Raw genomic sequence first — 13,645 nt, 5'->3', positions numbered from 1 at the left:
TCGCGTGACAGCTTCGACATCCATGCACGCGCGGCGCCGACTTCCGGGAGAATGTGTTGCATGCCCCATACGCTTTCCCCCCAAAGCCTGCTGATGGCCCAGACGCTGGTGCGCATGAACACCATCAGCGCCAACAGCAACCTCGAACTGATCGACTTCGCCCAGAGCCACCTCGCGGCGCTGGGCGTGAAGAGCCGCATCACCTACAACGCCGAACGCACCAAGGCGAACCTCTTCGCCACGCTGGGCGAGGGCAAGCCGGCCGGGGTGATCGTCTCGGGCCACACCGACACGGTGCCCTGGGACGGGCAGGACTGGAGCGTCGATCCGCTCTCGGCCGTGGTGCAAAACGAGCGCCTCTACGGGCGCGGCTCGGCCGACATGAAGAGCTTCATCGCCGTCGCGCTGTCGAACGCGAAGCGCTTCCTGGAGAGCGACTCTCCCTTCGCGGTGCACTTCGCCTTCAGCTACGAGGAGGAGATCGGCTGCTTCGGCGTGAAGGAGCTCATCGCCGACATGCGCGACGCCGGCATCAAGCCCCTGGCCTGCATCGTGGGCGAACCCACCAGCATGGTGCCCGCCATCGCGCACAAGGGCGTGTACCGCTACAAGTGCTGCGTGCGCGGCAAGGAGGCGCACTCCTCGCTCACGCCGAAGTCGGTCAACGCCATCGAGATGGCCGCGCGCGTGATCGGCAAGGTGCGCGACATGGCCGAGGGCTTCGAGCGCAGCGAGCCCCGCTACGAGGGCTTCGACGTGCCCTTCAGCACCGCGAGCGTGGGACAGTTCCACGGCGGCATCGCCGACAACGTGGTGCCGCGCGACGCCGAGTTCCGCTATGAATTCCGCGACCTTCCCACCGCCGACGCCGGGAAGATGCAGGCCGAGGTGGTCGCCTACGCGGGCAGCCTCGAACCCGCGATGAAGAAGGTGGCGCCCGACGCGGGCTTCAGCTTCGAGACCATCTGCGAGATCCCGAGCTTCCTGGGCTCCGCCAACGACCCCATCACGCTGCTGGCCCAGCGCCTGGCGAGCGAGGAGCGCACCACGCTGGTGGCCTTCGGCACCGAAGCGGGTCTTTTCAAGAACGCCGGCATCCCCACCGTGGTGTGCGGACCCGGCAGCATCGAGCAGGCGCACCAGCCCGACGAGTACGTGAGCCTCGAGCAGCTCGCGCGCTGCGAGCTGTTCATGGAGCGCCTGGCATCCACGCCGAGCATTGGCTGAGAGCGCCGCCAGCATCGACGCGTCGCGGCGCATGAAGCGCGTCGCGCTCGGCCTGCTGTGCGGCGCCGCACTGCTCTATGCGGTGGCGAGCGTGCTGCATGCGCGGCACCCGGCCTGGGGCTACGTGGCGGCCTTCGCCGAGGCGGCGATGGTGGGCGCCATCGCCGACTGGTTCGCGGTGGTGGCGCTGTTCCGCCATCCGCTGGGCCTGCCGATTCCGCACACCGCCATCATCCCGAGCAACAAGGACCGCATCGGCGCCAAGCTCGCGGGATTCATCTGCGACAACTTCCTGAGCACCGCCCAGGTGCTCGGCAAGCTGCGGCAGTTCGACGCGGCCGGGCGCATCGCCGACTGGCTGGCGCGCCCCGCGAGCGGCGAGAAGCTCGGCGAATGGGGCGTGGCCGCCACGCGCTATGGCCTTTCGGCCTTCGACGACGAGCGCGTGCGCGACTTCATGGGCCGCGCCGCCGCGGCCGGGCTGCAGAAGATCGACCTCTCGCGCCTGACGGGCCAGGCGCTCGACGCGCTCACGGCCGGCGGGCGCCACCAGGCACTGCTCGACGACGTGCTGCAGCAGGTGGCCGGCCTGCTCGAAGGCGAGGAGGTGCAGGCGCACATCACCGAGGCCATCGCGCGCGAGATCAGGACGCTGCGCTACGTGGGCCTCGACCAGGTGGCGGCCAAGCTGGCCACGCGCAAGATCGTCGCTGCCGTGGCGCGCACCATCGGCGAGCTCGCGGCCGAGCCCGAGCATCCGATGCGCAGGCGCTTCGACCAGTTCGTCGACGACTTCGTGGTGCGCCTGAAGCTCGACCCCGAGTTCCAGCAACGCGGCGAGCAGATCCGCGCGGAGCTGGTTGCGCACCCCGCCCTGGGCGACTACCTGCACGGGCTGTGGGGCGAGATGCTCGCGTGGCTGCACGACGACCTGGGCCGCAGCGACTCGAGCATCCGCCGGCGCATCGCGTCGATGGCCGGCGCGCTGGGCACGCGGCTGCAGGGCGACGAGGCCATCCGCCGCTGGATCAACGAGCAGATCGAGGCCGCCGCGCCGCTGGCCATCGAGCGCTACCGCGAGGACATCCGCCGCTACATCGAGGAGCGCGTGGGCGAGTGGAACGCGCAGGAGATGACGGTCGAGCTCGAGCGCCACATCGGGCGCGACCTGCAGTTCATCCGCATCAACGGCACGCTGGTGGGCGGGCTGGTGGGGCTGCTGATCCACACGGCGACGCAGATGCTGCGCGGCTGAGTTGCGGCTGAACCGCAGCTGAAGGCCGCGGGTAATCCACAGCGGACGAAAGTCCGCATCCTGTCCCCGTGGGGACTCCGCGGCCCCGCCGCGCTCCTAGACTGCTGCGCGCATCAACAAGAGGAGACGCCAACCATGCCACGTCGAAGCAGCCTCGGCGCCATCGCGCTGACCGCCACCCTCGCCCTGCTGGGCGCCTGCAGCAGCCTCTCGCCACCGGCCTCCGCCCCACCCTCGCCCACGCAGTCCGCCCCGACCACGCGGCCCGCCTCGTGGGCCGCGCCCGAGGCGCTGGTCGCGCCCTCGGCCTTCGCCGGGGTGCATGGGCTGGCCGTCGACGCCAAGGGCCGGCTGCTCGCGGGCTCGGTGCTGGGCAACACGATGTGGGAGGTCGACCGCAGCACCGGCGCGGCCAGGGTGTTCATCGATGCGCCCGAAGGCCAGGCGGACGACATCGCCGTGGGCCCGAAGGGCGAGCTCGCCTGGACCAACTACCTGATGGGCATGCTGCGCTACCGCGAGAGCGACACCGCGCCCATGCGCGTGCTGGCCAAGGACCTACCCGGCCTCAACTCGCTGGACTTCGACCGCCGCAACGGCAGGCTCTACGCCTCGCAGGTGTTCCTGGGCGACACGCTGTGGGAGATCGACCGCGAGGGCCAGAAGCCGCCGCGGCTCATCAGGAAGGACATGGGCGGCTTCAACGGCTTCGAAGTGGGGCCCGACGGCATGCTCTACGGGCCGCTGTGGTTCAAGGGCCAGGTGGTGAAGATCGACCCGGCCAACGGCAACATGACCGTGATCGCCGACGGCTTCAAGATTCCGGCCGCCGCCAACCTCGACGGCAAGGGCAACCTCTGGGTGGTCGACGCGCGCAGCGGAGAGCTGGTGCGGGTGGAGCTGGCCACCGGCCGCAAGACGGTCGCGAAGCAGCTGCGGCCCTCGCTCGACAACCTGGCGATCGCTCCCGACGGGACGATCTATGTCTCGAACATGGCGAACAACGAGGTGCAGGCCTTCAACCCCGCCACCGGCGAGCTGCGCACGCTCACCAGCGGCAAGGTGGCGGCGCCGGCCGGCATGAAGATCGACGGCAACGACCTCTGGGTGGCCGACGTCTTCGGCTTCCGCCAGGTCGACGTGCGCACCGGCGAGGTGCGCGACATCTTCCGCATGCAGCGCGACCCGGAGCTGGACTACCCCTTCGCCGTCGGCCTGTCGCCGAAGCTCTTCGCGCTGAGCTCGTGGTTCACCGGCACGGTGCAGCTGGTCGACCGGCAGACGCTGAAGACGGTCGAGACCATCCACGGGCTGAAGGCGCCGTTCGACGCCATTCCCATGCCGGACGGCAGCGTGATCTACGCCGAGATCGCCACCGGCAGCATCACACGCGCGAGCGGGCCGAAGTTCGCGCAGAAGTCAGTGCTCGCCAGCGGCCTGAACGGCCCGGTGCAGATGATCGTCGGCCAGGACGGCGCGCTCTACGTGACCGAGGCGGCCGGCCGGCTGCTGCGCATTCCGCTGGACGCCAGCGCTCCGCTGCGCGCGGTGGCCGAGGGGCTGGCCCTGCCCGAAGGCCTGGCGCAGACGCCCTGGGGCAGTTTCATCGTGGCCGAGAGCGCGGCGCGCCGGCTGGTCGAAATCGTGCCCGCCGGCAGCCGCCGTACCGTCGCCGAGAACCTGCCGATCGGCCTCGCGCCCGGGCCCGGGCTGCCTCCGCCCTACGTGGTGACGGGCGTCGCGGTGGGCCGCGACGGCTCGATCTACATGGCGGCCGACCGCAACAATGCGATCTATCGGATTCGCCCCGTAAGGTAGGGTAACAATAAGTGTAAATTTCAGTTTACTTTTACAAACAAACATTACAGACTGCGCGGGACGTCTTGTGGCGTCCCGTCCGCATCCGGCGGCGGGGGGTCCGCGAGGCGCTCTTTTGACCTGAAAGGGACATCGCATGACTCCGCTCGTCGTAGGCCAGATCCTGTCGCCCGAGTACTCCCTGGGCATGGTGGCGCTCTCCTTCCTCATTTCCTTCGCGGGCTCGCTGGTGGCCCTGATCTGCGCCGGGCGGATGGTCGGCGCGGACGGCAAGCCCAACCTCGCCGTCGTGACCTGCGCGGCGGTGGCGCTGGGCGGCATCGGCATCTGGTCGATGCACTTCATCGGCATGCTGGCGTACCGGCTGCCGATAGCCATTTCGTACAACATGCCGCTCACGGTGGTGTCGCTGGTGGCGGCCATCCTGATTTCAGGCATCGCGCTGTACATGGCCGGCGGGCGGCGCAAGTTCAGCCGCTCGGGCTGGCTCGGCGGCAGCCTGCTGGCGGGCATCGGCGTGTGCGTGATGCACTACATGGGCATGTTCGCGATGAACATGCGCGCCTCGATGAATTTCGACCTGACGACGGTGGGCCTGTCGGTGCTCATCGCCGTCACCGCCGCCGCGGCGGCCCTGTGGCTGGCTTTCAACCTGCGCAAGTTCACGCACAAGGTCGCGGCCGCCGCCGTGATGGGCGTGGCGGTATGCACCATGCACTACGTGGGCATGAGCGCGGCCAGCATGGTCTGCACCGCCGCCGCGCCGGTCGACGCGCTGGCCATCGGCGGCAGCTACATGGGCCTCACGGTGTTCGGCACGGCCGGCGCGGTGCTGATCTTCATCTACTGGGTGGTCACCGGCAGCAGCCTCGACGCGCCGGTCGCCGGCCGCCGGGTGCGCGCCAGCTAGTAAGCGCAAGCGGGCGCGGCGCCCGCATCCTAGAGTCCGTGCAGAGCGAAAAAAACGATCTGCACGGACTCTCACATGCCAGTCATCGAATCCCGGCTGCAAACGGCCGGCGACACCTTCCAGGCCAACCGGGCCAGCATGCTGGCGCTGCTCGGCCAGTTGCGCGAGCACGAGGCCCGCGCCGTCGCGGCCTCCGGCGCATCGGCCGAGCGTTTCGCCAGGCGCGGGCAGCTGCTGCCGCGCGAGCGCATCGCGCTGCTGCTGGACACCGGCGCGCCCTTCCTGCCGCTGGCCTCGCTGGCCGGGCTCGGGCAGGACAACCCAGACCTCTCGAAGAGCGTGCCCGGCGGCGGCCTGATCTCCGGCATCGGCTACGTCGCGGGCGTGCGCTGCATGGTCAACGCCTCCGACTCCGGCATCGACGCCGGCGCGCTGCAGCCCATGGGCCTGGACAAGCAGCTGCGCGTGCAGGAGATCGCACTGGAGAACAGGCTGCCCTACGTGCAGCTGGTGGAAAGCGCCGGCGCCAACCTCATGCACTACCGCGTGCAGGACTTCGTGCGCGGCGGCAACATCTTCCGCAATCTCGCGCGGCTGTCGGCCGCGGGGCTGCCGGTGGTGACGGTGACGCACGGCTCCTCGACCGCCGGGGGGGCCTACCAGACCGGTCTTTCCGACTACATCGTGATGGTGCGCGACCGCACGCGCGCATTCCTCGCGGGACCGCCGCTGCTGAAGGCGGCCACCGGCGAGATCGCCACCGAGGAAGAACTAGGCGGCGCGGTGATGCACACGCACATCTCGGGCCTGGGCGACTACCTCGCGGAGGACGACCGCGACGCCATCCGCATCGCGCGCACGATCCTCGGCGGCATCGACTGGGCGCGCGACGAGGCGCCGCGCCGGTTCGCGCCGCCGCGCTACGACGCCGAGGACCTGCTGGGCATCATGCCCAGCGACGGCCGACGCCCGGTGGACATGCGCGAGGTCGTCGCGCGCATCGCCGACGGCTCCGAGTTCCTGGAGTTCAGCGAGCACTACGGCAGCGCCACCGTCTGCGGCCACATCCGGCTCGAAGGGCATGCGGTGGGCATCATCACCAACAACGGCCCCATCGACTCCGACGGCGCCACCAAGGCCACGCACTTCATCCAGGCCTGCTGCCAGTCGCGTACGCCCATCGTCTACCTGCAGAACATCACCGGCTACATGGTGGGCCGCGCGCACGAGGAGGCCGGCATCATCAAGCACGGCGCGAAGATGATCCAGGCGGTGTCGAACGCCACCGTGCCGCAGGTCACGCTGCTGTGCGGCGCCTCGTATGGCGCGGGCAACTACGGCATGTGCGGCCGGGGCTTCGCGCCGCGCTTCTGCTTCAGCTGGCCCAACGCGCGCACCGCCGTGATGGGCGGCGAGCAGGCGGCGAAGACCATGGCCATCGTGATGGAGGCCGGCATGGCACGAAAGGGCGCGGTCGACCAGGCGAAGATCGACGCGATGCAGCAGCAGGTCATCGAGCGCTTCGACCGGCAGATGAGCGTGTTCACCACCAGCGCGCTGCTGCTGGACGACGGCGTGATCGACCCGCGTGACACGCGCGCCGTGCTGGCCGAGGTTCTCTCGGTGTGCCGCGACGCCGATGCCCGTGCGACCCAGCCCATGCAGTTCGGGGTGGCACGGCCATGAGCAACAGCACCACTACCGGATTCCGCAAGATCCTCGTCGCCAACCGCGGCGAGATCGCGGTGCGCGTGATGCGCACCGCCCGTGCCATGGGCTATCGCACCGTGGCCGTGTACTCCACCGCCGACGCCGGTTCGGAGCACGTGCGCTTCGCCGACGAGGCGGTGCACATCGGCGAGCCGCTGCCCACGCAGAGCTACCTGAACATCGCCGCGATCGTCGAGGCCGCGCGCACCAGCGGCGCCGACGCGGTGCACCCCGGCTACGGCTTCCTAGCCGAGAACGCGGCCTTCGCGCAGGCCTGCCGCGATGCCGGCCTGGTCTTCATCGGCCCCTCGCCCGAAGCCATTCGCGCGATGGGCGACAAGGCCGGCGCCAAGCGGCTGATGCAGGCGGCGGGCGTGCCCTGCATTCCGGGCTACCAGGGCGAAGACCAGAGCGAGAAGACGCTGGCCGCCGAAGCCGCGCGCATCGGCTGGCCGGTGATGATCAAGGCCACCGCCGGCGGCGGCGGGCGCGGCATGCGGCTCGTCACCTCGGCCGCGAATTTCGCCGAGCAGCTGCGCAGCGCGCAGTCGGAAGCGCTCAATGCATTCGGCGACGCCACCGTGATCCTGGAGCGCGCCATCGTCGCGCCGCGCCATGTCGAGGTGCAGGTGTTCGCGGACAGGCACGGCAACGCCATCCACCTCGGCGAACGCGACTGCTCGGTGCAGCGCAGGCACCAGAAGGTGGTGGAGGAAGCGCCCTCGCCCGCCGTCTCGCAAGCGCTGCGCGAACGCATGGGCGCCACCGCCGTCGCCGCGGCGAAGGCCATCGCCTACGAAGGCGCGGGCACGCTCGAATTCCTGCTCGATGCCGAGGGCCGCTACTGGTTCATGGAAATGAACACGCGCCTGCAGGTCGAGCACCCGGTGACGGAAGCGGTGACGGGCCTCGACCTGGTCGAGCTGCAATTGCGCGTCGCGGCCGGCGAGCCGCTGCCGATCGCGCAGCAGGACGTGCGCTTCTCCGGCCACGCGATCGAGGTGCGCCTGTGCGCCGAAGATCCGCGGCAGGGCTTCATGCCGCAGAGCGGCACGCTGGCCGCATGGCGCCCCAGCGCCGCGCTGCGCACCGAGCACGCCCTGCGCGACGGCGCCGAGGTACCGCCCTTCTACGACTCGATGATCGCCAAGCTGGTCGCCCACGGCGGCACGCGAGAGGACGCGAGGCAGCGGCTCCTGGCCGGCCTGCACGACACCGTCGCGCTCGGCATTCCGACCAACCAGCAGCTGCTGGAGCGCACGCTGTCGCATACGGTGTTCGCCGGCGGCAAGGCGACGACCGCCTTCGTGGCCGACCACATCGACACGCTGCTCGCCACCGACGAAGCAGGCCGCAACCGCGCCGCGCTGCTCGCCGCACTGCGGCTGCAGCTCGGCGAACGCGGCTGGCCTTCGCCGCTGGCGCACACGCTGCCCAACGCCCTGCGCTTCGAGCTCGACGGCACGGTGCACGCCGCACGCGTGACGCCGCGCGGCGCCGGCCGCTTCGACATCGCGCTGGACGGCCAGGCGCCGATGCAGCTCTCGCTGCTCGACATGCCCGGCGACGGCAGCCTGCGCTTCTCGTGCGACAGGCTTTCCGCGCAAGCCTTCGTCGCGAGGCACGACGGCCGTGTGTTCTTCCACCACGACGGACAGGCTCACCGCCTCGACGACCTCACTCACGTGCCGGCCACCCGAGCAGGCGCCGATGGCGGCGACGGCCTGCTGCGCGCCTCCATGAACGGCCGCGTGATCGCGCTGCTGGTGGCCGAGGGCGAGGCCGTCGCGGCGGGCCAGCCGCTGGTCACGCTGGAGGCGATGAAGATGGAGCACGTGCACTGCGCGCCGCGCGCCGGCAAGGTCGCCCTGCATGTCGCGGTGGGCGCGCAGGTGGCGGCGCGGCATGTGGTCGCGCAGGTCGCCGATGCATGACGGGAACCAGCCCACGTCTTTGCGAAAACCATTCACATGAACGCTCCCTCCTCCCACTATCGCTCCGTCTTCGCCCCCGGCCTGTTCGACGGGCAGGTCATCGTCGTCACAGGCGGCGGCTCCGGCATCGGCCGCTGCACCGCGCACGAGCTAGCCTCGCTGGGCGCGCAGGTGGTGCTGGTCGGCCGCAAGCCCGAGAAGCTCGACGCGGTGCGCGCCGAGATCGAGGCCGCCGGCGGCAAGGCCTCCACGCAGGCCTTCGACATCCGCAACGAGGACGCGGTGCGCTCGGCCATCGCCGCCGTCGTCGCCGCGCACGGCCGCGTCGACGGGCTGGTCAACAACGCGGGCGGCCAGTACATCACGCCGCTGCATGCGATCTCGGCCAAGGGCTGGGAGGCGGTGATCCACACCAACCTCACGGGCGGCTTCCTGGTCGCGCGCGAGTGCTACCTGCAGAGCATGCAGGCCAACGGCGGCGCCATCGTCAACATCGTGGCCGACATGTGGGGCTCCATGCCCAACATGGGACACAGTGGCGCGGCGCGCGCGGGCATGGTGAGCTTCACCGAGACGGCCGCGCTCGAATGGGCCGCGAGCGGCGTGCGCGTGAACGCGGTGGCGCCGGGCTACATCGCCTCCAGCGGCATGGACCACTACCCGCCCGAGGCCGGCGACATGCTGCGCGCCATGCGCAAGACCGTACCGGCCGGGCGCTTCGGCAACGAGGCCGAGACCTCCGCCGCCATCGTCTTCCTGCTGGGCCCGGCCGCGAGCTTCATCAGCGGCAGCGTGCTGCGCGTGGACGGCGCGCGCCCGCAGGTGCGCATGGGCTGGCCGATGGCGACTCCCGATGCGCAGGCGCAGCAGCGCCGCGCTGTGAAGCCCTTCGACGGCTTCCACCTCGCGCAGCAGCCGCGCGTGTTCAGCAGCGAAGAGAAATCGCAGGAGGGCAAGGGATGACGCTGGGCTGTGGCCACGAAGACGTCACGGCAGGCGACGTCTGCGAGCATCTGCTGGCAAAGCCGCTCGACAGCTACATCCGCTGTTTCACCGGAGAAGGCTGGCACTATCGTTTGTGCTGCACGGCATGTCGCAGGGCCGATGTACCGCCGTGGCGCAGCAGTTGCGCGACATGCCTCCAGGGTATCGAAGAGAAGAGCTGCTGGGACGGCATCGAAGGTCGGCCTGAAGTCGTCGAGCGAGTCAGCGGACTTACCTTCTCGCGCACCATAGTTTCTCTGCCAGGCTTGCGCTCCGAAGAGGTACTCGATATCAGGGCCCTCGCGGCACCAGGCAATTGGATCGCACTCGATGTCCGGGGACAACTCTGGCGCGTGAACTTCCAACACCAGGAAGCCAGCTTGCTGCGCGCAAGCTGGCCCGAAGATATCGGCCCGGAGGAAATACTTGAACTGCATGCATCGGCCGACGGCCGCTTCGTCGCGATCGTGCAGTGCATCGGCAGTCACGGTATCGTTTTCGATCTGGCCGGCGACGCTCCTTCGCCGATCACGATGCGGCTGGCGCGCGGCGACTACCACTGCGACGTTTCGCCGTTCGGCATTGCCTTGCTCACCCACGAGGGGCGCACCTTGCTCGCACATGCCACCGACTGGAACCGGCTCGATGTCAGTGACCCGGCCACCGGCGAGCTGCTGACTGCACGTGCCGCTCCCCGCAACGGCGACGCCCATTTCCTCGACTACTTCCATGGTCGCCTCCTTGTTTCGCCCGATGACCGTTGGGTGGCCGAGGACGGATGGGTTTGGTCGCCCACAGGATTTCCGAGGACGTGGAATCTGCACGATTGGGTGGCCGGCAATCCGTGGGAATCCGAAGACGGCGCATCGGTGAGACAGCTGCCGTGGCGAGCCTACCGCTGGGCCAGTCCCATGTGCTGGACGGCCGACCACACCCTCGCCGTGTGGGGCTACGGCGAAGACGACCAATGGATGATCCCTGCCGTGACGCTCTACGACGTGCGCAGCGGCGAGGCGCTTCACCGCTTCGCAGGACCTGAAACCGCGGCCGCAGAAAACACCGACTGGCGTGCCGCGATCGCTCGGCCGGGCGGCGCGCTGGTGTTCGATCAACACCTGTTCGCCTGCTCCGATCGCTTCGGAACATCCGTCTGGGACATCGCGGACGGCGCCTGCCTTCATCGCGATACCGCACTGAAGCCGCGTGCCTATCACGCCACTGACCGCACCTTCCTGTCGGTGGAACCCGATGGCGCTTTCCGCCTGTCGCGCCTCGCGAGCCCCTGACATCCGACGAACACCAGGCCTCATCAAGGAAACCTCTCATGCAGTACAGCCACGAACACCTCGAGATCCAGAAGACCCTGCGCCGCTTCATCGACGACGAGATCAACCCGCACGTGGACGAGTGGGAAGAGGCGGAGATCTTTCCCGCGCACGAGGTCTTCAAGAAGCTCGGCAACCTCGGCATGCTGGGCCTGAACAAGCCAGAGGCCTTTGGCGGCGCGGGCCTGGACTATTCGTACGCGATGGCCATGGCCGAGGCCCTGGGCCACATCTCCTGCGGCGGCGTGCCCATGGCCATCGGCGTGCAGACCGACATGTGCACGCCCGCGCTCGCGCGCTTCGGCAGCGACGAGCTGCGCCGCGAGTTCCTGGCGCCCGCCATCGCGGGCGACATGGTCGGCTGCATCGGCGTGAGCGAGCCCGGCGCGGGCAGCGACGTGGCGGGCCTGAAGAGCCATGCGCGCAAGGACGGCGGCGACTACCTCATCAGCGGCCAGAAGATGTGGATCACCAACAGCCTTCAGGCCGACTGGATGTGCATGCTGGTCAACACCGGCGACGGGCCCGTGCACCGAAACAAGTCGCTCGTGATGGTGCCGATGGACAGCCCCGGCATCGAGAAGGCGAAGAAGCTGCGCAAGATCGGCATGAATTCGAGCGACACCGGCCTCATCTACTTCGACAACGTGCGCGTGCCGCAGCGCTACCGCATCGGCGAGGAGGGCCAGGGCTTCGTCTACCAGATGCAGCAGTTCCAGGAAGAGCGCCTGTGGGCTGCCGCGAGCTCGCTGGAGCCCATGGAAGACTGCATCGCCCAGACCATCGAGTGGGCGCAGCAGCGCCAGATGTTCGGCTCCACGCTGGCCGACCAGCAGTGGGTGCAGTTCAAGCTCGCCGAGCTCAAGACCGAGGTGGAGGCGCTGCGCGCGCTCACCTACCGCGCCTGCGACCTGCACGTGAAGGGCGAGGACGTGCTCGAGCTCGCCTCGATGGCCAAGCTCAAGACCGGCCGCCTCACACGGCAGGTGGCCGACACCTGCCTGCAGTTCTGGGGCGGCATGGGATTCACGCTGGAGAACCGCGTCTCGCGCCTGTACCGCGACGGCCGGCTGGGCTCCATCGGCGGCGGCGCCGACGAGGTGATGCTGGGCATCCTCGCCAAGACCATGGGCATCGCCAAGCGCCCGCCGCGCGGCTAGCAGGAAGCCGGTCGCATGGACGCCGAGCTGCAAGCCGACCGCGCCGCGCTCGCCGACACGGTGCGGCGCTTTGCCGAAAGCGAGATCGCGCCGAACGTGCAGGCCTGGGACGATGCGGGCGAGTTTCCGCGCGCGCTTTATGCACGCGCCGCCGAACTGGGCCTGCTGGGCCTGGGCTATCCCGAAGAACTCGGCGGCACGCCGGCCTCGTATTCGCTCAAGCTGCCGGCCTGGGTCGCGCTCGCGCGCCATGGCAAGAGCGGCGGCGTGCTCGCCAGCCTGTTCTCGCACAACATCGGCCTGCCGCCCGTGGTGCTGCATGCCAGCGACGCGGTGCGCCGCGAGGTCGTGCCGCCGGTGCTGCGCGGCGAGAAGATCGCGGCGCTCGCCATCACGGAGCCCGGCGGCGGCTCCGACGTGGCGGCGCTGCGCACCACGGCAAGGCGCGACGGAGATCACTACGTGGTCAACGGCGAGAAGACCTTCATCACCTCGGGCATGCGCGCCGACTGGATCACCGTGGCCGTGCGCACCGGCGAAGGCCGCGGTGCGGGCGGCATCTCGATGCTGCTGGTGCCGGGCGACGCGGTCGGCCTCACGCGCACGCGGCTGTCGAAAATGGGCTGGCTGTGCTCCGACACCGCCACCCTGCACTTCGACAACGTGCGCGTGCCCGCGCGCTACCTGCTCGGCAACGAAGGCGAAGGTTTCCGCATGATCATGGGCAACTTCAACGGCGAGCGCATCGGCCTCGCCGCGGGCGCGCTGGGCTTCTCGCAGGCCTGCCTCGACGAGGCGCTGGCCTGGGCGCGCGAGCGAAAGGCCTTCGGCGCCCCGCTCATCGGGCACCAGGCCGTGCGCCACAAGCTCGTCGACATGCAGATGCGCATCGCCTCCGCCGAGGCGTGGATCGAAGCGGTGTCGGCGCAAGGCGATGCGCTGGAAGCCGCAGGCTGCCACAACGCCCCCGAATGGGTGGCGCAGATATGCATGCTGAAGAACCACGCGACCCAGACCATGCAGTTCTGCGCCGACCAGGCGGTGCAGATCCTCGGCGGCATGGGCTTCATGCGCGGCACCGTGAGCGAGCGCATCTACCGCGAAGTGAAGGTGATGATGATCGGCGGCGGAGCCGAGGAAGTCATGAAGGAGCTGGCGGCGAAGCAGCTGGGCTGGCTGTAGAGGCAACAGAAGGAAGAAGCGGGGAAAGCGGAAAACTGTTCTTCACAGGCGCGGCTCGCCGGGCGCGATGCCGTGCTTACCATCGGTCGCGCCAAGCCAGGCAGCAGGAGCCCGTGTGACCTTCATTCCCCATCTTTCTT

The 13,645-nt window shown here is 69.4% G+C and carries 10 protein-coding genes; all 10 read left to right on the top strand.

The genetic code is table 11. The annotated features are described in order from the left end of the window. Positions 1 to 60 precede the first annotated feature (60 nt). The 10 genes from argE to ABL843_RS02140 all read left to right on the top strand — a co-directional run bounded on the left by argE (position 61) and on the right by ABL843_RS02140 (position 13,505). Positions 61 to 1,227 (top strand): acetylornithine deacetylase, encoded by a 1,167-nt coding sequence (gene argE / locus ABL843_RS02185; protein WP_418118817.1) that lies wholly within the window; start codon positions 61 to 63, stop codon positions 1,225 to 1,227. Next, positions 1,220 to 2,482: a DUF445 domain-containing protein gene (locus ABL843_RS02180; RefSeq protein ID WP_418118816.1), complete on the top strand. Its 1,263-nt coding sequence runs from the start codon at positions 1,220 to 1,222 to the stop codon at positions 2,480 to 2,482. The genes argE and ABL843_RS02180 overlap by 8 nt, the downstream gene beginning before the upstream one ends. A 135-nt stretch (positions 2,483 to 2,617) precedes the next feature. After that, positions 2,618 to 4,300, top strand: a complete 1,683-nt coding sequence (locus ABL843_RS02175; RefSeq protein ID WP_418118815.1) for a hypothetical protein — start codon at positions 2,618 to 2,620, stop codon at positions 4,298 to 4,300. A 136-nt stretch (positions 4,301 to 4,436) separates the two neighbouring features. Next, positions 4,437 to 5,210, top strand: a complete 774-nt coding sequence (locus ABL843_RS02170; RefSeq protein WP_126022345.1) for an MHYT domain-containing protein — start codon at positions 4,437 to 4,439, stop codon at positions 5,208 to 5,210. A gap of 75 nt (positions 5,211 to 5,285) precedes the next feature. Next, a complete protein-coding gene (locus tag ABL843_RS02165; RefSeq protein WP_418118814.1) occupies positions 5,286 to 6,896 on the top strand; it encodes an acyl-CoA carboxylase subunit beta in 1,611 nt (536 codons plus the stop codon). Further along, a complete protein-coding gene (locus ABL843_RS02160) occupies positions 6,893 to 8,854 on the top strand; it encodes an acetyl/propionyl/methylcrotonyl-CoA carboxylase subunit alpha (RefSeq protein WP_418118813.1) in 1,962 nt (653 codons plus the stop codon). The genes ABL843_RS02165 and ABL843_RS02160 overlap by 4 nt, the downstream gene beginning before the upstream one ends. A 36-nt stretch (positions 8,855 to 8,890) precedes the next feature. After that, positions 8,891 to 9,817 (top strand): SDR family oxidoreductase, encoded by a 927-nt coding sequence (locus ABL843_RS02155; protein ID WP_418118812.1) that lies wholly within the window; start codon positions 8,891 to 8,893, stop codon positions 9,815 to 9,817. Next, entirely contained in the window at positions 9,814 to 11,124 is a 1,311-nt protein-coding gene (locus tag ABL843_RS02150) for a hypothetical protein (RefSeq protein WP_418118811.1), read from the top strand. Before ABL843_RS02155 ends, ABL843_RS02150 begins: the two co-directional genes overlap by 4 nt. Before the next feature lie 38 nt (positions 11,125 to 11,162). Continuing rightward, positions 11,163 to 12,323, top strand: a complete 1,161-nt coding sequence (locus tag ABL843_RS02145; RefSeq protein WP_418118809.1) for an acyl-CoA dehydrogenase family protein — start codon at positions 11,163 to 11,165, stop codon at positions 12,321 to 12,323. A gap of 15 nt (positions 12,324 to 12,338) precedes the next feature. After that, positions 12,339 to 13,505, top strand: a complete 1,167-nt coding sequence (locus ABL843_RS02140) for an acyl-CoA dehydrogenase family protein (RefSeq protein ID WP_418118808.1) — start codon at positions 12,339 to 12,341, stop codon at positions 13,503 to 13,505. Positions 13,506 to 13,645 lie beyond the last annotated feature (140 nt).

Origin of the sequence: Variovorax sp. 350MFTsu5.1 (assembly GCF_048302515.1) — a bacterium.
GTDB lineage: Bacteria > Pseudomonadota > Gammaproteobacteria > Burkholderiales > Burkholderiaceae_C > Variovorax > Variovorax guangxiensis.
This window is presented reverse-complemented; position numbering and strand designations above follow the sequence as displayed.